The organism is Streptomyces sp. 147326 (assembly GCF_045000215.1).
Taxonomy (GTDB): Bacteria; Actinomycetota; Actinomycetes; order Streptomycetales; family Streptomycetaceae; genus Streptomyces.
The window spans coordinates 3,969,362-3,989,087 of sequence record NZ_CP134201.1 but is presented as its reverse complement, the minus strand read 5'-3'; the positions used below and the strand labels follow the sequence as shown (position 1 = coordinate 3,989,087).

The following is a 19,726-nucleotide window of genomic DNA, read 5'->3' as shown; positions in this document are numbered from 1 at the left end:
TCGCCTCGGTTCTTCTGTGCTCAGTTCTTCTGACTCGTGGCCGGGGCCGGCTGGACACCGCCGTCGATCACGTTGCTGTACTCCGAGTGCACTCGGTCGTGCTCGGTGAACGTCTCCCCGTTCCAGCGGTACGTGATCACGTCCTCGCCCGACGGATAGGAGAGCGGGTCGCTCTTTCCGTAGACCTGCTTCGTGACCACCAGGTCGCCCCGGTCGATCTCCGCGTAGACGGGTGGCTGTTCGTCCGAGAACACATTCTCGTACGAGCCGCCGTCCGCCCGGTACACGTACGAGCCGCGGCCCAGGGCGTCGGCGCAGGACAGGACGTTGACGACGATGTCGACGACGGTGCTGCCGGTGACCTTCCCGTAGCTCACGTCCACCGGGTACTCCTTGCCCGCACAGGGCTTGAGGTCCCGCTTGATCTCCGCGCTGACCTTCGGGTCCGCCTTGAGCAGCGCGACGGGGTCGAGCTTCTTCAGCGGGCGGCCGGACGCGGAGGCCGAGCCCGAGGAGGGGTCGGCGGAGGTGGACGGGGTGGCCGGGCTGGCCTTGGCCACGGTGTCGGAGCGGGCGGGGCCGCCGTCGCGCAGGCCGGTGCCGCCGGTCGCACAACCGACCGCGAACACGGCAGTGCCGACGAGGACGACCGTCCCCGCCGACACCAGTACCAGCGATCTCCCGCCGGTCAATACTTGGCCGTTCAGGCCGCGCACCGCTCACGCCCCTCGTACCGCATGGTGTGGTCACCGCGCTCCAGCGCCCGCATGTCGAGGTCCCGGCTCTCCAGCTCCTGCCGGAGGCGGGCCAGCGCGCGGTGCAGAGTGCTCTTCACCGTACCCGCAGACATTCCGAGTGCCGCGGCCGTCTCCTCGGTGCTCATCTGCTCCCAGTGTCGCAGCACGACCACGCTGCGCTGCTTGGGCGCGAGCACCTTGAGGATGTCCATCAGCAGGGCGCGGTCGGCGCGCTGGTCGGAGCCGTCCTCCACGGAGGCGTCGGGGAGCTGCTCGGTGGGGACCTCTTCGAGCTTGCGGGCGCGCCACCACTCGGTACGGGTGTTGATCATGACGCGGCGCAGGTAGGCGTCGGCCAGGGACTTGTCGGCGATGCCGTCCCAGCGGCCGTAGGTGCGCACGAGCGCGGTCTGCAGGAGGTCCTGGGCGTCGGTGGGGTCCGGGACCAGGCGCCGGGCGCTGCGCAGCAGCGCGTCCTGCCGGGTGCGTACGTACTCTTCGAATTCGAGTACCTCACCGTGCGCCATCTGAGACCGCCTCCGCTGCCATCCACCGCTCATCCGCTGCCTAACGGATTCGAAGGTACGGAGGGGTTGTCACGGGGTTGTGCGAGCCAGCCTTCGGTGGGCGCACGGACACCCATAGGTTGTGTAACAGCGCCGTGAGCTGGGGTTTCCCGAGGAGAAGCGGAATCGTCGACTCAGTTTCAAGGTCGACTACGCGTGGTCGCCGAGCCGTCGCCGCGTGCTCACCGCGTGCTCACCGCGTGCTTGCCGGGCCGTCGCCGGGATGTCGTCCGCGGGGCGCCCGGGCCCTCGCCCGGACCCCCGCCCGGGCCCGCCCGGCAACGGCTCCGCTCAGGTCTGCGGAAGCCGGTACAGCCCCCCGTCGAGGGGTTCCACCAGCCCGTCCGAGACCAGCCCGTCCAGAGCCCGGGCCCGCTGCACCGGCTCGTCCCACACCGTGTCGAGCACGGCCTGCGGAACGGCGCCCACCGCCTCCCGGAGCACCGCGAGGAGCTTGCCGCGCACCTGCCGGTCGGTCCCGGCGTACGTCTGCCCGCGCCGCGGCGGTCCCTCGTGCGCCGGCTTCCCTGCGAGGCGCCACGCGCACAGCCCGGCCACCGGGCAGCGGACGCAGTCCGGGCTCTTCGCGGTGCACACCAGCGCGCCGAGCTCCATCGAGGCCGCCGCCCAGCGCGCCGCGGTCGCCTCGTCCTCGGGCAGCAGGGCACGGGCCAGGCGCCGTTCCGCGGCGGTGGTGGCGTTCGGCGGGTACTCCACCCCGGTGGCCGTGCGCGCGAAGACCCGCCGGACGTTCGTGTCGAGGACGGCGTGCCGCTGCCCGTACGCGAAGGAGGCCACGGCCGCCGCCGTGTACTCGCCGATCCCGGGCAGCGAGAGGAGCTGCGCGTGCTCCCGCGGTACGTCGCCCCCGTGCCGCTCCGTTATCGCGACGGCCGCGCCGTGCAGGCGCAGGGCGCGCCGCGGGTAGCCGAGCCGCCCCCAGGCCCGTACGGCCTCGCCGGGGGCCTCGGCGGCCAGGTCGGCGGGGCGGGGCCACCGGGCGAGCCACTGCTCGTAGACCGGGAGGACCCGGCTGACCGGGGTCTGCTGGAGCATGAACTCGCTGACCATGACCCCCCAGGGGCCGGCCTCGGGGCGGCGCCAGGGCAGGTCGCGGGCGTGCTCGTCGAACCACGCGATGACGGGGGAGTGCAGCGCGTGCGAGGAGTCGGGGGATACGGCCGTGGCGGAAGCGGGAGATGCAGTCATGACAGACGGCATCCTGGCACGTTTCAGGCCCGTCCCGCCGGGCCCGGGCCGGTGAACCAGACGGCGGCGCGGACCCCGCTCGCCCGTATGGCGGCGATGACCGTACAGATCGGACCGGTGAGTGCGAGGACGAAGAGGGCGGCGGCCGAACCGCCCGGCAGCAGGCCCATCGCCACGTCGTGCGGATAGTGCACGCCGACGAAGACCCGGGAGAAGGCCATCAGCAGCGCGAGCGGCACGGTCAGCGGCGCGAGCCGGCGTACGCGACGGCGGTGGCCAGGGGCGCGAGGACGGCGAGGGCGACCGGCCGGGGGCCGCCGCGGCCGCGCGAGTGCCACCAGACGGCGGTGACGAGCACGCCGAAGAGCAGGAGCCCGTAGACCGTCCAGGCCTCGAACGCGGACTGCACCCATCCGGGTGTGGAACGGGCGAAACCGGTGATGTCGAGGTAGAGGCCTGAGCCGTCCATGGCCACCGAATGTAGTCAAAGCGGATCAATCCCCGCATCAGACCTCTGGCTGGTTCCCGGCGGTTCCGGATACGCCCGCAGGATGATCATCGGCAAATCAAGCCCGCTGCGCGGCATGTGGGGCACTGATCGGGCCGCGAACTCTCGTAAAGTTCCGTCCGTGGGATCTCTGCGCAATCCGGTCGGGCCGCTCCCCTCCTCCATCTACTGGCGACGGAGGGCTGTGCTGGCGTCCGTCGTCGCGCTCCTCGCGCTCCTCGCTGTATGGACCGTCAGTTCCGGCGGGGGGAAGACGAGTACGAACGGAAAGGGCCAGGGCGGCCCCGACCCCGTCGCCTCGATCACCCCCGGCCCGGCCGGGACCGGCCCCGCGATCAGCGCGGCCCCCGGCGGGCGCCCGGAGGCCGGCAGCGGCGGAACCACCGGCTCCGAAGGCGGTGCAACGGGCGGCGCGGGCAAGAACGGTGAGCCGGGCAGCGGCACGGCCACGGGCGGCGGCTCGGGCTCGGGCGGCGGCGCGGCGGGCGGCCAGGCGCAGGTCCCGGCGGACTCCCCGCTCCCCACGTGCGCGCCGGGTGCGCTGCAGTGGGAGGTCAAGAGCGCGAAGAACGAGTACGAGGCGGACGAGAAGCCCCGGCTCGAACTGGTCGCCCGCAACACCTCCGGCACCACCTGCAAGGTGGACCTCGGCCCGAAGCAGGCGGTCCTGACCATCCTTCAGGCGAGCAGCAGCAAGGCCGTGTGGTCCTCGGCGGACTGCCCGCCGGGCGCGGGCAACGCCTTCTTCCGGGTGCCGGCTCAGGGGGAGACGAAGCAGGCGCTTGAATGGGACCGCAGGTTCAGCGCGGCCGACCAGTGCCAGTCGCCTCCGGCGGGGTCCGCGGCTCCCGACACGTACGTGGTCGAGGTCAAGTCCCCCGGGATGCCGGTCGCCCGGACCTCGTTCGTCCTGAAGCAGGACTAGCGTCTGCGGCGCCGCTGCGGGGGCTCCGCCCCGAACCCCCGCGCCTCAAACGCCGGCGGGGCTATGTTTCAGCCGGGTTCGGGGCCGAGCCCGGTCAGACGTAGCGCTCGAGGATCGAGGACTCCGCCAGGCGGGACAGGCCCTCGCGGACGCTGCGCGCACGCGCCTCGCCGACCCCGTCGACCGTCTGCAGGTCGTCCACGCTGGCAGCGAGCAGCTTCTGCAGGCCCCCGAAGTGCTCCACGAGCCGCTCGATGATCGCTCCCGGCAGCCTCGGCACCTTCGCCAGCAGCCGGTACCCGCGGGGCGACACCGCCGAGTCCAGGGTCTCCGGCGAGCCCGTGTACCCCAGCGCCTTCGCCACGATCGCCAGCTCCAGCAGTTCCGGATGCGTCAGCGCGTCCAGTTCCGCCAGCGCCTCGTCCACCGTGCGGGAACGCTTCGCCGTCGGCTCCGGCACGTAGTCCCGGATGACGAGCTCCCGCTCCTGCTCGATGCCGACCGTCAGCTCGTCCAGCTGCAGCGACAGCAGTCGCCCGTCCGTGCCCAGTTCGACCACGTACTCGGCGATCTCGGTCGCGATCCGGCGGACCATTTCCAGCCGCTGCGCGACCGCCGTCACGTCGCGGACCGTGACCAGGTCCTCGATCTCCAGCGCCGACAGCGTGCCCGCGACCTCGTCGAGGCGCAGCTTGTACCGCTCCAGTGTGGCCAGCGCCTGGTTCGCCCGCGACAGGATCGCCCCGGACTCCTCCAGGACCCGCCGCTCCCCGTCCACGTACAGCGCGATGAGCCGCATCGACTGGGAGACGGAGACCACCGGGAAGCCGCACTGCTTGGAGACGCGGTCCGCCGTGCGGTGACGCGTACCGGTCTCCTCCGTCGGGATCGACGCGTCCGGCACCAGCTGCACACCGGCGCGCAGGATCTTGGTGATGTCCTTGTCGAGGATGAGCGCGCCGTCGAGCTTGCACAGCTCGCGCAGCCGGGTCGCGGTGAACTCCACGTCCAGGACGAAACCACCGGTGCACATGGCCTCGACGGACTTGTCCATGCCGAGGACGAGGAGCCCGCCGGTGTTGCCGCGGACGATCCGCTCCAAGCCGTCACGCAGCGGCTGACCAGGTGCGACCGCGCTCAGCGAGGCGCGCATCATGGCCTCCTGCTTGGAGCTCGCGCCCGACTTGCCGGATGCTGCTGCCCCGTCCTTGGCTGCCACTGCACTCCTCCGGTCGCGGGTTGCGCCGCCCCGCGCCGCGGGCACGAGGACGTGCGTACGGCCGGGCGGACCAGCCCAAAGTCTACCGGCGCGCGCTGCGGCCCCGCCGTGGCTTGGCCAGGTACGCCGTACGGGGGCCCCGTACGGACCCCCTGACCAGGGCCGCTGCCCCGTCAGTCCGAGGCCCGCTCCCTGGCCGGCGTACGGGAGCGACCGCGCGGCAGCACCCGGAGCGCGTCGCCCATGTCGGCCACTTCGATCACCTTCATCCCGGCCGGGACCTTCCCCGGATCCGCCGGGACCAGTGCGTGCGTGAAGCCGAGCCGGTGCGCCTCGGCGAGGCGCCGCTGCACGCCGGTCACCCGCCGGACCTCGCCGGCCAGGCCGACCTCGCCGATCGCCACGAGGTTCTTCGGCAGCGGGACGTCACTGGCGGCGGAGGCCAGGGCGAGCGCGATCGCCAGGTCGGCGGCAGGCTCGGTCAGCTTCACCCCGCCCACGGTCGCGCTGTAGATGTCGCGCTTGCCCAGCGCCGTGATCCGGCCGCGCTGCTCCAGCACCGCCAGCATCATCGACACGCGCGAGGTCTCCAGGCCCGAGGTCGTGCGCCGGGGGGAGGGGATCTGCGAGTCCACGGTCAGCGCCTGCACCTCGGCGACCAGCGGACGCTTGCCCTCCAGGGTGACCGTCAGACAGGTCCCGGGAACGGCCTCGGCGCGCCGGGTCAGGAACAGCCCGCTCGGGTCGGCGAGCCCGGTGATCCCCTCGTCGTGCAGCTCGAAGCAGCCGACCTCGTCGGTGGCCCCGTACCGGTTCTTGATGCCGCGCACCAGCCGCAGGCGCGCGTGCCGGTCGCCCTCGAAGCTCAGCACCACGTCCACGAGGTGCTCCAGCAGCCGGGGTCCGGCGATCGCCCCGTCCTTGGTCACGTGGCCGACGAGGAGGGTGGACATCCCGCGCTCCTTGGAGGCCCGGATCAGCGCCCCGGCCACCTCCCGCACCTGGGCCATGCCGCCGGGCGCGCCGTCGATCTCGGGGGAGGCGACGGTCTGGACGGAGTCCAGGATCAGGAGGGAGGGCTTCACGGCGTCGAGGTGCCCGAGCACGGCGGAGAGATCGGTCTCGGCGGCGAGGTAGAGGTGGTCGCTGAGGGCGTTGATCCGGTCGGCCCGCAGCCGCACCTGGCTCGCCGACTCCTCGCCCGTGACGTAGAGGGTGCGGTGCTCGTCGCTGGCCGCCTTCGCCGCCACGTCCAGCAGCAGCGTCGACTTCCCGACGCCGGGCTCGCCGGCGAGCAGGACGACGGCGCCGGGGACGAGCCCGCCGCCGAGGACGCGGTCCAGCTCGTCCACACCGGTGCTGCGCGCGGTCGCGGTCCGCCCGTCGACCTGCGCGATCGGCACCGCGGCGGTCGACACCCGGCCGGCGGCGGTGGTCCGCACGGCGGGCGCGCCCATTTCCTCGACGGTGCCCCAGGCCTGGCACTCGGGGCACCGGCCGAGCCATTTCGCGGTCGTCCAGCCGCACTCGGTACAGCGGTAGGACGGCCGGTCCTTGGCGGATGAACGAGCAGTGCGGGCAGCCATGCCGCTCACGGTAGCCGCCCGCACTGACAGACCGGGCGGGGGCGGGGGTGGAGGCGGCGGCGGGGGCGGAGCCCTCCCACGTCAGGGCCGTCGTCAGCGGATCACCGATCTGTTCACCCGTAAGGGCTAAAAGTGGGGAAGGCTTCCAGAGCGCCACCGGCGCGCCGCCTACGGTCGCCAGGTGAACAGCAGCAACCAGGCACACCCCTCATCGCGCACCGGCGCACACCGGGCGCACGGGCGCACGTACAGCGAGGGGGAGCAGCCGCCCCCCTTCCGGCACGAGCCTTACCTGGACGGTCTGTTCACGTACTGCCTGTCGGTCCTGTGCGACCACGAGACCGCCACCGACGTGCTGGGCGACGTCCTCGCCGTGGCCGAGCGGCACCCCGGCCGCTGCCCCGACGAGGGGGACCGGCGGGCCTGGCTCTACGCGCTCGCCCGCTGGGGCTGCCTGCGCCGGCTGGCAGAGCAACGGCGCACCCGACCCGGAGCGCATTCCGCCCGGCGTGCGCCGGAGCACGCCGGGCGCACCCGTGCACCGGGTCATGACACGGACCCGGGCGACGCCCCGGACGCCGAACGCGCCCCGGAAGCCCATCGGCCGGTTGACGTGCACGCCTACCGCCGTACCGAACTGGCCCGGCTCGCCTGGCCCGAGGCCGCCGGTACCACGCCCGCCCAGCGCGAGGCCCTCGAACTCGCCGTCCGCCACCGCCTCGGCGTCCCCGAACTCGCCGCCGTCCTCGGCACGCCTCCGGCCGCCGCCCGGGAGCTCCTGTCCGGCGCCGCCTGCGAGGTGGAGCGCACCCGCGCCGCCCTCGCCGTCGTGGAGACCGGGAACTGTCCCGCCGTCTCCCTCCTCACCGGCGGCGGCGGAGACGGCGAGGGTGCCGGAAACGTACTGCTGTCCAGCACCCTGCGCGCCGAGCTCGTCCGCCACGTCGACGACTGCCCCCGGTGCCGCCGCGTTGCCGAGCGCGTGGGCGTCGCCGCCCCCTGGCCGGGCTCCGGCGGCATCAACACCGCCGCCCTCCCGCTCGTACCCGCCCCCCGCACCGCCGTCCACGCGGCGATGCTCCGCTCCGGCAGGGGCCGCAGCCGCAGGCCCGGCCCGCGCTTCGACCGCACCGGCTTCCCGATGGACCCCAGGGACCATGCCGCCCGCCGCGACCGGCTGCGCGCCCGGGCGGTGACCACGACCGTCGTCGCCACCGTCGTCGCGGCCCCGGTGCTGGCGCTGTGGGCTGCGTACCGCGGCGCCCCCAGCACGGGCGAGCCCGTCGGCGGCGACTCCACCCGTATCTCCGCCAGCGAGTCCGAGCTCCCGACGGCGCGCACCGACGGCCGCCCGCTGACGGCCTACGAGAACGCCGGGAACGCCGCCAGCACGACCGGCGGCCCCGGCTTCGCCCAGAGCGACGACGAATCCGACGTCTCCGTCGAGGTGATCAGCACCGGCCCGCCCACCGGCCCCGACCACGCCGGAGCCCCCGGCCACCTCGCCGTCGCCGCGTCCTCCCGCGGCTCCCTCACGCTGCTCACCCTCACCGCCTCGGGCGGCGCCCCCGTGGACTGGCGGCTCTGGTCCGACGCGCCCTGGCTGCGCGCGAGCCGGACCGCGGGCACGCTGGCCCCTGGAGAATCGGTCACCCTGCGGATCGCCGTGGACTCCGGGGCCCAGCCCGTGGGCGCCTGGACGGCCCGGGTCGGGGTCGATCCGAGCGGTGCGGTGGTCTCCATCCAGGGCCGGGGCCGCCCCGCGTCGACCCCGACGCCGTCGCCCGATCCGACGCGGCCCGCGACCCCGACCCCGGACCCGACGCAGCCGCCCACGCCGACCCCGACGCCCACGGAGCCGACGATCCCGCCGCCGTCCCCGACGCCCACGCCGACCGCGACGCCGTCGGACGGCTCAGGCGGAACGGTTTCCCCAGGACCGGACCCGGGCCCGTCGGGGTCACCGGGTTAGCCGTCCGCCGGACCTAGCCGGGCCGGACCGGCCGGGCCGGACGGGACCGGGCCGGTCAGACGGGCCGCACAGGTCAGGCCGGGCCGGCCGGGTCGGCCGGGTGCGGGGCCATCGGCAGCAGGGAGGCCAGCCGGGCCTCGCACAGCTTCACGAGCGCCTCGTACCCCTCCTTGCCCATCAGCTCCGTCAGCTCGGCGCGGTACGACACGTACACCGGGTCCCCGGCGCCGTGCGCAGAGGTGGCGGACGTGCACCACCAGTGCAGGTCGTGGCCGCCGGGACCCCAGCCGCGGCGGTCGTACTCGCCGATCGACACCTGCAGCACGCGGGTGTCGTCGGGCCGGTCGATCCAGTCGTACGTCCGGCGGATCGGCAGCTGCCAGCAGACGTCGGGCTTGGTCTCCAGCGGCTCGCGGCCCTCCTTCATCGCGAGGATGTGCAGCGAGCAGCCGGCGCCGGCGGGGAACCCCGGCCGGTTCAGGAAGATGCACGCGCCGTCCCAGCGGCGGGTCTGCTTCTCCCCGTCGTCGTCGTGCTGCGTCCACCCGCTCTCGCTGCCGACGTCGTGGAACTGCCACAGCTCGGGCGTCAGCCGGGCCACGTGCTGCGCGACGCGCTTCTCGTCGTCCTCGTCGGAGAAGTGCGCGCCGAGCGTGCAGCAGCCGTCGTCCGCCCGGCCCGCCTGGATGCCCTGGCAGCCCTGGCCGAAGATGCAGGTCCACCGGGAGGTCAGCCAGGTCAGGTCGCAGCGGAAGACCTGCTCGTCGTCGCCGGGGTCGGGGAACTCCACCCAGGCCCGGGGGAAGTCGAGGCCCTTCTCGTCGGAGACGACGGGGTTCTTGCCCTTGCCGTTCCTGCCGCCGGAGTTCTTGCCCTTGGCGGGGTTCTTGCCCGTGTCCTTCTGCGGCCGGGTCTTGTTGGCCTTCTTCGTATTTGGCACAAACCCAAGCCTAAGCGCCCCTTACCTCACCCCTCGGCGTTCGTCGCAGTAGCGTTTCCCCCTATGAGACTCGGTGTCCTTGATGTGGGTTCGAACACGGTCCATCTGCTGGTGGTGGATGCGCACCCCGGTGCGCGCCCGCAGCCGGCGCACTCGCACAAGGTGGAAATGCGCCTGGCGGAGCTCCTCGACAAGGGCGGGGCCGTCACCCCCGAGGGCGTGGAGCGTCTCGTCTCGGTGATCGGCGACGCGGTGCAGGCCGCCGAGGACAAGGGCTGCGAGGACGTCCTCCCCTTCGCGACCAGTGCCGTGCGCGAGGCCACGAACGCGGACGAGGTGCTGGCGCGGGTCAAGGCCGAGACGGGCGTCGACCTGCCGGTGCTGACCGGCGCGGACGAGGCCCGGCTGACGTTCCTGGCGGCCCGCCGGTGGTTCGGCTGGTCCGCCGGGAAACTACTGGTCCTGGACATCGGCGGTGGCTCGCTGGAGATCGCGTACGGCATCGACGAGGACCCGGACGCGGCCGTCTCGCTGCCGCTGGGCGCGGGCCGCCTCACCTCGGGCTGGCTCCCGGGCGACCCGCCGGACACGCTGGACGTCCGGGCGCTACGGCGGCACGTGCGGGCGGAGATCGCCCGCACGGTGCGCGAGTTCAGCCGCTTCGGCGCCCCGGACCACGTGGTCGCGACGTCGAAGACCTTCAAGCAGCTGGCCCGCATCGCGGGCGCGGCCCGTTCGGCGGACGGTCTGTACGTGCAGCGGGACCTGAGCCGCAAGTCCCTGGAGGAGTGGGTGCCGCGGCTCGCGGCGATGACCACGGCCCAGCGCTCGGCCCTGCCGGGTGTCTCGGAGGGCCGGGCGAACCAGCTCCTGGCGGGCGCGCTCGTCGCGGAGGGTGCGATGGACCTGTTCGGTGTCGACGAGCTGGAGATCTGCCCGTGGGCCCTGCGCGAGGGCGTGATCCTGCGGAGGCTGGACCACATGCCGACGGGATCGTAGGAAGGTACGGGCTCCTGGGAGCTCGGGCTCCGGCCGGCCGGCGGCGGTGGGGCGGTCAGCGCAGTCGGAGCACGCTCGTGATGCCGGCGTGGTCGGAGGGCCACAGCCCCGACGGGGTGCGGTCGGCGGGGTTCTCGCCCACCCGGTCGGCCGCCAGCGCGTGGATCTTGCCGCGGAACAGCACGTAGTCGATGCGCTGGGTGAGGCTGGAGGCGGCGTTGCGCAGGTCGGGGGCCTGGCAGCAGGTGAAGCCGGGGCCGCCGGGGCGGTGGCGGTTGGCGGTCCAGGCGTCCTTGAAGCCGGCGGCCAGGAGCCGGTTGTAGCTCTGGGTGCCGGTTCCCGGTGTCGCGCCGACTCCGCCGGCCGCCGAGTTGAGGTCGCCGAGGAGCACGGTGGGGAGCTTGGTGTTCAGCGGGCCGGCGAGCAGTTCGCCGGCCTGTGCCTCCTGGACGGCGGGGGCGGCCGGTTCGAGATGGGTGGTCACCACCCGGGCGGTGCGGCCGCGGAGCGTGACGTCGGCAGAGACCCAGCCGCGCTCGATCTTGAGGGGCGGATTGGGCGGGCAGCCGAGCACGGGCCGGCAGACGGGCAGGTGGTTCCGGAACCGGGCGGCTTTCGCGTGGGCCACGGAGAAGGCATGCGCGGGCAGGTCGGTGCGGGCCAGGAGCACGTCGCGGTCGGTGAGGCGGATGTCCTGGAGGCCGCCGCCGCCGGGCGTGGCGCGCGGGGCCTCGAAGTCGCTGCCGACGGTGACGCTGGCCACGGCGGCGTAGTGCTTGCCGCGGGCGGAGAGCTCGTCGAGGAGGATCTGCAGGAAGTCGTACTCGACGTGGGTGGCTGACCCCGGCCCGGCCGGGGTCTGGCTGCGCCACAGCACGGCTTCCTGGAGGCCCACGAGGTGGGGGTCGTTCTCGGCGATCTCGTCGGCCAGCGCCTCGGCGCGCTCCGGGAAGTCCGTCGCCTGGACGTTCGCCCACACCGCGGTCACCGCGGCGACGAGGCCCTGCGGGCTGGTGGCGGCGAGGACGGGGGCGAGGTCGGCGCCCAGGTAGAGGTTGCGGGTGATGACGCGCAAGGGGGTCCGGCCCCCCTCGGCGGCCGAGGCGGTGCCGAGCGAGCCCGGTGCGAGCAGCGCGAGCGCGCACAGGGCGGATGTGATCCAACGGCGAGTCATACGGGCAGCCCTCTCGGTGTAAAGCGGGCGAAAACCCGCATCTTGCCCGAAACCTAAGGCGGCTGACGGACCGTGGCGATCCCGATGTGGGCCGGGCGGCCTACGGCCCGCTGGCCCGCGTGCGTCCGCCTCGGCAGTGGCCGGCCGGCCACGTGCAGCGCCAGCGCCAGCAGCGCAGGGCCCAAGCCGGGCCGGTGCCGGCCTCCCGCCAGGGCTCGGCCGCGCCCGCGCAGAGCCCGAGCCGGGCCCGCGCTGCCCCGCCCTCGGACCGGCGCTCGGGCGGGACTCGCGTCGCGCAGGGTCCGCGCCGGCCTCCCGCCAGAGCCTCCCGCCTGTGTCGGCCTCCCGCCTGCGCCAGCCGCCCGCACAGGGCCCGCCCCGCCCTCGGGCCGACCCCGCCCCGCGCCGCGCACGCGGTGCCCGCGCAGGACCTGCGCCCGGCTTCGCGCCAGGGCGCGGGGTGGCCACACGTCGTGCTTCGGGCCGATCTCCCGCCGCCCTCGCCCCGCTCCCGCGCCGATCTCCCGCCGCCCTCGCCCCGCTCCCGCGCCGCCCTCGCCCCGCTCCCGCGCCGCCCTCGCCCCGCTCCCGCGCCGCCCTCGCCCCGCTCCCGCGCCGCCCTCGGGCCGCTCCCGCGTCGGCCTCGGGCCGCTCCCGCGTCGGCCTGCGCCCCGGCCGTGCCCCGCCCTCGCCCCGGCTGTGCGTCGGCCTCGCCCTGGCCTCGCGTCGGCCTCGCGCCGCGCACGCGTCGGCCTGCGCCCCGGCCGTGCCCCGCCCTCGCCCCGGCTGTGCGTCGGCCTCGCCCTGGCCTCGCGTCGGCCTCGCGCCGCGCACGCGTCGGCCTGCGCCCCGGCCGTGCCCCGCCCTCGCCCCGGCTGTGCGTCGGCCTCGCCCTGGCCTCGCGTCGGCCTCGCGCCGCTCCCGCGTCGGCCTGCGCCCCGGCCGTGCCCCGCCCTCGCCCCGGCCGTGCGCCGCCCTCGCCCCGGCCGTGCGCCGGCCTCGCCCTGGCCTCGCGTCGGCCTCGCGCCGCGCACGCGTCGGCCTCGCGCCCGGCTCGGGGGCCGGCTCCGGGGCGGGGGCGGGTGGCGGTCGTCACGTACCGGGCGGGCGTTGGGCCCGTACCCTGTCTCCGTGGCAGAACCAGTCCGCATCCCGACCGCGAAAGTCGCCCTCTCCACCGCCTCCGTCTATCCGGAGTCCACGGCGACCGCCTTCGAGATCGCCGCGCGCCTCGGGTACGACGGCGTGGAGGTCATGGTCTGGACGGATCCGGTCAGTCAGGACGTCGACGCCCTGCGCCGGCTGTCGGACCACCACCAGGTGCCGATCCTCGCCGTGCACGCGCCGTGCCTGCTGATCACCCAGCGCGTGTGGTCCACCGACCCGTGGACCAAGCTGCAGCGGGCGCAGGCGGCGGCCGAGCGGCTCGGCGCGTCCACCGTCGTCGTGCACCCGCCCTTCCGCTGGCAGCGCCAGTACGCGCGGGACTTCGTCTCCGGGATCTGGCGGATGGCCGACGAGACCGACGTCCGGTTCGCCGTGGAGAACATGTACCCCTGGCGCTACCGCGACCGCGAGATGCTCGCGTACGCACCCGAGTGGGACGTGACCAAGGACGACTACCGGCACTTCACCGTCGACCTCTCGCACACCGCGACCGCCCGGACCGACGCCACCGCGATGATCGACCGGATGGGCGACCGGCTCGCGCACATCCACCTCGCCGACGGAAACGGTTCGGCGAAGGACGAGCACCTGGTCCCGGGGCGGGGCACGCAGCCCTGCGCCGAGCTGCTGGAGGGCCTCGCCCGGACCTCGTTCGACGGTCACGTGGTGATCGAGGTGAACACGCGGCGCGCGATGTCGTCGGCCGAGCGCGAGGCCGACCTCGCCGAGGCGCTGGCCTTCACACGGCTGCACCTCGCCACCGCCGCCACCGCCGCCGCCACCACCACCACTGACACCACCACCCGGGACAGGGCCCGGCGGTCATGACGGGAACGGAGAAGCCGCGCCGCCGCGGGCCCGGCCGGCCACGGCAGGACGAGGCCGACGACGGCCCCGGCACGCAGGAGCGCATCCGGCTGGCCGCCCGCGAGGTGTTCGCGGAGCGCGGGTACGACAAGACCTCCGTCCGCGGCATCGCGAAGGTGGCGGGGGTGGACCCGGCGCTGGTCCACCACTACTTCGGCAGCAAGGACGACCTCTTCGCCGCGGCCATCGAGATGAGCCTGGAGCCGGCCCTCGTGGTCCCCGCGATCGTCGGCGGCGGACCGGACGGCATCGGCGAGCGGCTGGCCAGGTACTTCCTGGGCGTCTGGGAGAACCCGGTCACCCGGGCCCCGCTGCTCGCCGTGATCCGCTCCGCCCTCACCCACGAGGCCGCCGCGAAGGTGCTGCGCGGGCTGGTGCTGCGGCGGGTCCTGGAGCGGGTCGCCGCCGACCTCCACGTCCCCGACCCGACCTTCCGCGCCGAGCTCGCCGCCTCCCACATGGTGGGCATCGCGATCCTGCGCTACGTCGTCCAGGTCGAGCCCCTCGCGTCCGCGGACGCGGAGGACATCGTGGCGCTCGTGGCCCCTACGCTGCAGCGGTACCTGACCGAGGAGTGAGCCTGCCGTCCCGTCATGCGGACGCGCCGTCCGGATCGCGGGCGGTGGGCGTAGCCTCGTATCTGAGCCATATCCGCAGTCGCGGCTGACCGTACAGCCGCACTCATGGGGAGTGAACCGCATGCCCGAGCTGAGGTCCCGCACCGTCACCCACGGCCGCAACATGGCAGGCGCTCGTGCGCTGATGCGCGCGTCGGGCGTAGCGAGCGCGGACATCGGGAAGCCGATCATCGCGGTCGCCAACTCCTTCACCGAGTTCGTCCCCGGCCACACCCACCTGGCACCGGTCGGCCGCATCGTCTCCGACGCGATCCTCGCCGCCGGCGCCGTCCCCCGCGAGTTCAACACCATCGCGGTCGACGACGGCATCGCGATGGGCCACGCGGGCATGCTGTACTCCCTCCCCTCCCGCGACCTGATCGCGGACTCGGTCGAGTACATGGTCGAGGCGCACTGCGCCGACGCGCTGATCTGCATCTCCAACTGCGACAAGATCACCCCCGGCATGCTGATGGCCGCCCTGCGCCTCAACATCCCGGTCGTCTTCGTCTCCGGCGGCCCGATGGAAGCCGGCCAGGCCACCCTCGTGGACGGCACCGTCCGCAAGCTCGACCTGATCGACGCCATGGTCGACGCCTCCAACGAGAACGTCTCCGACGAGGACGTCCTGCGCATCGAGGAGAACGCCTGCCCGACCTGCGGCTCGTGTTCGGGCATGTTCACCGCCAACTCGATGAACTGCCTCGCCGAGGCCATCGGCCTCGCCCTCCCCGGCAACGGCTCGGTCCTCGCGACGCACACCGCCCGCCGCGCCCTGTACGAGGACGCCGGCCGCACGATCGTCGAGATCACCAAGCGCTTCTACGAGCAGGACGACCACTCGGTCCTGCCCCGCTCCATCGCGTCCCGCCAGGCCTTCGAGAACGCCATGGCCCTCGACATCGCCATGGGCGGCTCCACGAACACGATCCTGCACCTCCTCGCCGCCGCGCAGGAGGCCGGGCTGGACTACGACCTCACGGACATCGACGAGATCTCCCGCCGGGTCCCGTGCCTGTCCAAGGTCGCGCCGAACGTGGCGCCCGGCGGCACGTACTACATGGAAGACGTGCACCGGGCCGGCGGCATGCCCGCCATCCTCGGTGAGCTGCACCGCGGCGGACTCCTGAACAAGGACGTCACCTCGGTCCACTCCGAGAACCTGGAGACCTGGCTCGCGGACTGGGACCCCCGCTCCGGCACGGCCACCGACGTGGCCATGGAGCTGTGGCACGCGGCGCCCGGCTGCCAGCGCTCCGCCACGGCCTTCTCGCAGTCCGAGCGCTGGGACACCCTCGACCTCGACGCCGAGGGCGGCTGCATCCGCTCCGTGCAGCACGCGTACTCCAAGGACGGCGGCCTCGCCGTCCTGCGCGGCAACATCGCCGTCGACGGCTGCGTCGTGAAGACGGCGGGCGTCGACGAGTCGATCTGGACCTTCGAGGGCCCCGCCGTCGTCTGCGAGTCGCAGGACGAGGCCGTCGACAAGATCCTCCGCAAGGAGATCAAGGCGGGCGACGTCGTCGTCATCCGCTACGAGGGCCCGCGCGGCGGCCCCGGCATGCAGGAGATGCTCTACCCCACCTCCTTCCTCAAGGGCCGCGGCCTCGGCAAGGTCTGCGCCCTGGTCACCGACGGCCGCTTCTCCGGCGGCACCTCGGGCCTGTCCATCGGCCACGCCTCCCCGGAGGCGGCCTCGGGCGGCAACATCGCCGTCGTCCAGGACGGCGACCTCATCCGCATCGACATCCCGAACCGCTCCATCGAGCTCCTCGTCGACGAAGCCACCCTGGCGGCCCGCCACGAGGCCCTCGGCGGCGTCTACGCCCCGAAGAACCGCGAGCGCAAGGTCTCCGCGGCCCTGCGCGCCTACGCCGCGATGGCCACCAGCGCCGACAAGGGCGCGGTGCGCGACGTCAGCCGCCTGGGCTGACGACCGACCCCGCCGGCGCCCCCGCACCCCTCCGGTGCGGGGGCGCCGCCGTCTCACCACCCGGCCGGATCCCCCGCCGCCACCGCGAACACCGACCCGTCGGGCGCCCCCGCGAACACCCGCCCATCACCGACCACGGGCGCGGGCAGGGTGGAGGTGTACTTGGTGCTGCCGTCGGCCATGCGCGGCTTTGTCTGTCCCGCCGGCCGTCCGCTGCCCGCGTCGACGGCAAGGAGCCGTCCGTCCGGGGCCGTCAGGAACACCCGGCCGCCGGCGAACACCGGCCGGGAGGCCACTGCCAGGCCCGTCTCCAGCCGCCACTGCTCGCTGGCCGTTCCGACCGCAACCAGCGTGCCCGAGGTCCCGAACAGGTACACGGTGCCGTCCTGGCCCACCGTCGGCTCCGCGTCGTACACCGGCGCCGTCAGCCGCACGCGGTGCACCACGTGCGCCGCCAGGTCGGCGCGCACGACCGCGCCGGTCCGGGAGGACGCGTCGAGGTCCAGCAGGTACAGCCCGCCCTGCGCCACGCCGACCGGGCGCAGCCGCCCCTGCGTCCGGAACTGCCAGCGGACCGTCCCGTCCGCCGGGTCCACTGCGGCGAGTTGTGTCGACCCGCTGTCGCTCCCGGACGTCGCCACGTACAGCCCGGGCGCTCCGGACTCGTCCGTGCCGCCCCACCACTCGGCACCGACCCCGCCGATCTGCCGGGTCCAGCGCGGCGTGCCACTGGCCGCGTCCAGCGCGGTGACGCTGCCGGTCGTCCCCACGAGCAGGACCTGCCCGCCGGCGGTCACCACCTGTGAGCCGCCCGGCAGCTTCCGCTTCCAGGTCTCCGTTCCCGTGCCCGGGTCCAGCGCCTGGAGGGTCTCGCTGCCCGGCGCCACGACGAGAACCTGCCCGCCCGCGTGGACCGGCGCACCGGGGGTCGTGGTCCGGGGCGCCCGGCCGGTCGCCTCCACCGCCCACACGGTGGTGCCGTCCGCGGGGTCCAGCCGGGCCGCGGCGAGGCCCGGACCGGCGCAGTAGAGTGCCGCCGACTGCCAGGAGCAGGCCCCGATCCGGCTGCCCGTACCGGGCTTCCCCAAGGGGACCGCCCAGGGGGCGAAGCCCTTCTGCGGCGCCGGCTCGGCCTGCGCGGCGATCTGGCCGCGCGGTCCGGCGTCCGGCCCGAACCGCCAGTACCCGCCGACCGCGGCGACGCCGGTGAGCAGCAGCCCGACCCCGATCCCGACGGCCACGCGGGCTCGGCGTCCGGCCGTCCCGGGCTCGACGGCGCTCCGCTCCCGCTGGTGCGTGACCTGCTCCGACTCCGAAGGCTGCCGCGGCCGGGGGATGAAGGCCTGGGTGTCCTCGGCCGTCGGGTACGCGATCGCCCGCATCTCGGCGATCAGCTCCTCGGCGGTGGGCCGCTCCACCGGATCCTTCGCCAGGCACCGGGCGACGAGCGGTACGAGCCGCGGCGGCAGTCCGGTCAGATCGGGCTCGCTGTGCACCACCTGGTACGCCACCAGGTAGTGGCTGTCCGAGTCGAACGGTCCGCGCCCCGTCGCCGCGTGCACGAGCACGGCCCCCAGGGCGAAGACGTCCGCGGCCGTCCCCACGTCCCGCGGCCGCTGGAACTGCTCGGGCGCCATGTACGGCGGAGTGCCGATCAGCTTTCCGGTCTCGGTCCGCAGATCACTGTCCGCCGGGCGCGAGATCCCGAAGTCGATGACCCGCACGCCGTCCGGAGCCATCAGCACGTTGCTGGGCTTCAGATCCCGGTGCACCACTCCGGCCCGGTGGATGTCCCGCAGGGCCTCGGCCAGACCGGCGGCGAGCCGGGTCAGTTCGACGGGGTCCAGCACCCGTTCCCGTACCCGTTCGGCGAGCGTCGGCGCGTCGATGAACAGGGTGGCCATCCAAGGCCGTTCGGCATCGGGATCGGCATCCACGACGGGGGCGGTGAACACGCCGCTCACCCGCCGCGCCGCGGCGACCTCCTGGCGGAACCGGGCCCGGAACTCCGGATCCACCGCGTGCTCGGGGTGCACGATCTTGACGGCGAGTTTCAGCCCCGAGCCGGACGTGGCCAGATGGACGACGCCCATCCCTCCGGAACCGAGCACCGATTCGAGCCGGTACTGCCCGGCGTACTCCGGAAAGCCCACGTAGTCCGCGCGCAGCGAATGCACCGCTCACCACCCCCGCCGGAGCCTAGTCGATGACCCTTGTGCATCTCCAAGGTCCTGCTAGCCTGCGCGAGTTGCGCAGGGCAACGCCCATGGGGGGAGATTTCGCATGTCTGTTGAGAACGATTCGAGCCAAATCCAGAGCCTGGCCGCCGGTTCCGGCTACCCGATGTTCCCGGTCGCCCCCGGCACCCGGGTGAACGTCCGCAACGGACCCGGCACCAACTACTCGGTCATCGAGGTCCTGCCGCTCGGCGCGACCGTCTCGCTCCGCTGCCAGTGCGAGGGCACCACCGTCTCGGGCCCGTACGGAACGACGGACATCTGGGACTGCATCGGCAACGGCCGGTTCGTCTCCGACGCGTACGTGAAGACCGGCAGCGACGGCTACGTCACCAACCAGTGCGGCTGACCGTCCGGGGCAGAGCCCGACGACCGGCAGGCGGCGCGCCGCGCCCCGGAGCCCCGTCTGACACGTGAGACACACCCGGCCCGGCCGGCCCGGCAAGGGATAATCGCTGCCGTGAGCGACGACCAGCGAGACCAGAACCCAGCCGAGCCGGCCGCGCAGGCCCCGGGTCCCACCGGCCCCGAGCCCGAGCCGATCCCGTTCTTCGGCACCACCTGGGTGAACCACGACGGCGGCTACGCCCTGCGCCGTGTCGGCCTCGCCCTCGGCTCGCTGGTCACCGCCATCGCCGCCGCCGTACTGCTGCGCCTCTCCTACGAGGGCCTGGAGATCGGCAACGTCGGCCCCTTCCTCAGCATCTCCGTCGTCGTCCTCTTCGCGATCGCCAGCTCCATCGCCTTCGCCAAGACCTGGGAGTCCTTCAGCCGCCGCCCCGCCCCGTCCTCCGACGAGGCCGCCCTCAAGGGACTCAAGGCGATCGGTTTCATCGGCTCCCTCATCGCGTACTTCCTGCGCTGCCTCGGCGAAGCCCCGGGCGAGAAGCTCCGCCGCGCCGAGTACGAGCGCGCCCGGGCCGACTTCGCCCGCCGCCGCGGCTCCCGTACGGGGAACCCGGCCGCCCGCCGCCCCAAGCGCAAGAAGTAGCCCGAGCCGCCCGCCCCCACCTCACTCCGCCCGGGCGATCTGCCCCGGCGATTGACGTCCGGCACAGCCGGGAGCATTA

The 19,726-nt window shown here is 74.0% G+C and carries 18 protein-coding genes; 8 read left to right on the top strand and 10 right to left on the bottom strand.

Translation table 11 applies throughout. The features are described from left to right. Positions 1 to 20: 20 nt before the first annotated feature. From RIU97_RS17800 to RIU97_RS17780, 5 genes are all read right to left on the bottom strand, one after another. Positions 21 to 716, bottom strand: coding sequence for a hypothetical protein (locus RIU97_RS17800; protein WP_404957905.1), 696 nt, complete (start codon positions 714 to 716; stop codon positions 21 to 23). Beyond that, positions 704 to 1,264, bottom strand: a complete 561-nt coding sequence (locus tag RIU97_RS17795) for a SigE family RNA polymerase sigma factor (protein ID WP_319727094.1) — start codon at positions 1,262 to 1,264, stop codon at positions 704 to 706. The genes RIU97_RS17800 and RIU97_RS17795 overlap by 13 nt, the downstream gene beginning before the upstream one ends. Before the next feature lie 330 nt (positions 1,265 to 1,594). Continuing rightward, positions 1,595 to 2,512: an A/G-specific adenine glycosylase gene (locus tag RIU97_RS17790; RefSeq protein WP_404957902.1), complete on the bottom strand. Its 918-nt coding sequence runs from the start codon at positions 2,510 to 2,512 to the stop codon at positions 1,595 to 1,597. 23 nt (positions 2,513 to 2,535) lie between these two features. Then, positions 2,536 to 2,751, bottom strand: coding sequence for a phosphatase PAP2 family protein (locus tag RIU97_RS17785; protein WP_404957900.1), 216 nt, complete (start codon positions 2,749 to 2,751; stop codon positions 2,536 to 2,538). Positions 2,752 to 2,753: 2 nt separating this feature from the next. After that, entirely contained in the window at positions 2,754 to 2,981 is a 228-nt protein-coding gene (locus RIU97_RS17780) for a hypothetical protein (RefSeq protein ID WP_404957897.1), read from the bottom strand. A gap of 160 nt (positions 2,982 to 3,141) precedes the next feature. Here RIU97_RS17780 and RIU97_RS17775 point away from each other — a divergent pair, with 160 nt between their 5' ends. Then, complete coding sequence (locus RIU97_RS17775; RefSeq protein ID WP_404957895.1) at positions 3,142 to 3,945, top strand: hypothetical protein; 804 nt, start codon at positions 3,142 to 3,144, stop codon at positions 3,943 to 3,945. 94 nt (positions 3,946 to 4,039) lie between these two features. On the opposite strand, the gene disA is transcribed toward RIU97_RS17775, so the two are convergent. Beyond that, a complete protein-coding gene (gene disA, locus RIU97_RS17770) occupies positions 4,040 to 5,164 on the bottom strand; it encodes a DNA integrity scanning diadenylate cyclase DisA (protein WP_030720549.1) in 1,125 nt (374 codons plus the stop codon). A gap of 173 nt (positions 5,165 to 5,337) precedes the next feature. After that, positions 5,338 to 6,750 (bottom strand): DNA repair protein RadA, encoded by a 1,413-nt coding sequence (gene radA / locus RIU97_RS17765; protein ID WP_383566573.1) that lies wholly within the window; start codon positions 6,748 to 6,750, stop codon positions 5,338 to 5,340. A 181-nt stretch (positions 6,751 to 6,931) separates the two neighbouring features. Here radA and RIU97_RS17760 point away from each other — a divergent pair, with 181 nt between their 5' ends. Beyond that, positions 6,932 to 8,722, top strand: coding sequence for a BACON domain-containing protein (locus tag RIU97_RS17760; RefSeq protein WP_404957892.1), 1,791 nt, complete (start codon positions 6,932 to 6,934; stop codon positions 8,720 to 8,722). A 73-nt stretch (positions 8,723 to 8,795) separates the two neighbouring features. Here RIU97_RS17760 and RIU97_RS17755 read toward each other — a convergent pair whose 3' ends face one another. Continuing rightward, complete coding sequence (locus tag RIU97_RS17755; RefSeq protein ID WP_404957890.1) at positions 8,796 to 9,662, bottom strand: hypothetical protein; 867 nt, start codon at positions 9,660 to 9,662, stop codon at positions 8,796 to 8,798. 63 nt (positions 9,663 to 9,725) lie between these two features. Here RIU97_RS17755 and RIU97_RS17750 point away from each other — a divergent pair, with 63 nt between their 5' ends. Continuing rightward, positions 9,726 to 10,661, top strand: coding sequence for a Ppx/GppA family phosphatase (locus RIU97_RS17750; RefSeq protein WP_404957888.1), 936 nt, complete (start codon positions 9,726 to 9,728; stop codon positions 10,659 to 10,661). Positions 10,662 to 10,716: 55 nt separating this feature from the next. On the opposite strand, the gene RIU97_RS17745 is transcribed toward RIU97_RS17750, so the two are convergent. Next, positions 10,717 to 11,835, bottom strand: coding sequence for an endonuclease/exonuclease/phosphatase family protein (locus RIU97_RS17745; RefSeq protein ID WP_404957886.1), 1,119 nt, complete (start codon positions 11,833 to 11,835; stop codon positions 10,717 to 10,719). A 1,131-nt stretch (positions 11,836 to 12,966) separates the two neighbouring features. Here RIU97_RS17745 and RIU97_RS17740 point away from each other — a divergent pair. The 3 genes from RIU97_RS17740 (at position 12,967) to ilvD (ending at position 16,419) form a co-directional block, all read left to right on the top strand. After that, entirely contained in the window at positions 12,967 to 13,830 is an 864-nt protein-coding gene (locus RIU97_RS17740) for a sugar phosphate isomerase/epimerase family protein (protein ID WP_404957884.1), read from the top strand. Continuing rightward, a complete protein-coding gene (locus tag RIU97_RS17735) occupies positions 13,827 to 14,447 on the top strand; it encodes a TetR family transcriptional regulator (protein ID WP_404957882.1) in 621 nt (206 codons plus the stop codon). The genes RIU97_RS17740 and RIU97_RS17735 overlap by 4 nt, the downstream gene beginning before the upstream one ends. A 121-nt stretch (positions 14,448 to 14,568) precedes the next feature. Further along, a complete protein-coding gene (gene ilvD, locus RIU97_RS17730) occupies positions 14,569 to 16,419 on the top strand; it encodes a dihydroxy-acid dehydratase (protein ID WP_404957880.1) in 1,851 nt (616 codons plus the stop codon). Positions 16,420 to 16,472: 53 nt separating this feature from the next. On the opposite strand, the gene RIU97_RS17725 is transcribed toward ilvD, so the two are convergent. After that, on the bottom strand, positions 16,473 to 18,596 hold the full coding sequence (locus RIU97_RS17725) for a serine/threonine-protein kinase (RefSeq protein WP_404957878.1): 2,124 nt from the start codon (positions 18,594 to 18,596) through the stop codon (positions 16,473 to 16,475). 106 nt (positions 18,597 to 18,702) lie between these two features. On the opposite strand from RIU97_RS17725, the gene RIU97_RS17720 reads away from it, so the two are divergent. Continuing rightward, a complete protein-coding gene (locus RIU97_RS17720) occupies positions 18,703 to 19,005 on the top strand; it encodes a peptidase (RefSeq protein ID WP_404957876.1) in 303 nt (100 codons plus the stop codon). A 111-nt stretch (positions 19,006 to 19,116) separates the two neighbouring features. Further along, positions 19,117 to 19,647 (top strand): hypothetical protein, encoded by a 531-nt coding sequence (locus tag RIU97_RS17715; protein WP_404957874.1) that lies wholly within the window; start codon positions 19,117 to 19,119, stop codon positions 19,645 to 19,647. The last annotated feature ends 79 nt before the right edge of the window (positions 19,648 to 19,726 follow it).

Bases quoted from the DNA above. Each gene is read 5' to 3' on its own strand.
- RIU97_RS17795 (WP_319727094.1), bottom strand. From the start codon at position 1,264: ATGGCGCACGGTGAGGTACTCGAATTCGAAGAGTACGTACGCACCCGG.
- RIU97_RS17790 (WP_404957902.1), bottom strand. From the start codon at position 2,512: ATGACTGCATCTCCCGCTTCCGCCACGGCCGTATCCCCCGACTCCTCG.
- RIU97_RS17780 (WP_404957897.1), bottom strand. From the start codon at position 2,981: ATGGACGGCTCAGGCCTCTACCTCGACATCACCGGTTTCGCCCGTTCC.
- radA (WP_383566573.1), bottom strand. From the start codon at position 6,750: ATGGCTGCCCGCACTGCTCGTTCATCCGCCAAGGACCGGCCGTCCTAC.
- RIU97_RS17750 (WP_404957888.1), top strand. From the start codon at position 9,726: ATGAGACTCGGTGTCCTTGATGTGGGTTCGAACACGGTCCATCTGCTG.
- RIU97_RS17745 (WP_404957886.1), bottom strand. From the start codon at position 11,835: ATGACTCGCCGTTGGATCACATCCGCCCTGTGCGCGCTCGCGCTGCTC.
- RIU97_RS17735 (WP_404957882.1), top strand. From the start codon at position 13,827: ATGACGGGAACGGAGAAGCCGCGCCGCCGCGGGCCCGGCCGGCCACGG.
- ilvD (WP_404957880.1), top strand. From the start codon at position 14,569: ATGCCCGAGCTGAGGTCCCGCACCGTCACCCACGGCCGCAACATGGCA.
- RIU97_RS17720 (WP_404957876.1), top strand. From the start codon at position 18,703: ATGTCTGTTGAGAACGATTCGAGCCAAATCCAGAGCCTGGCCGCCGGT.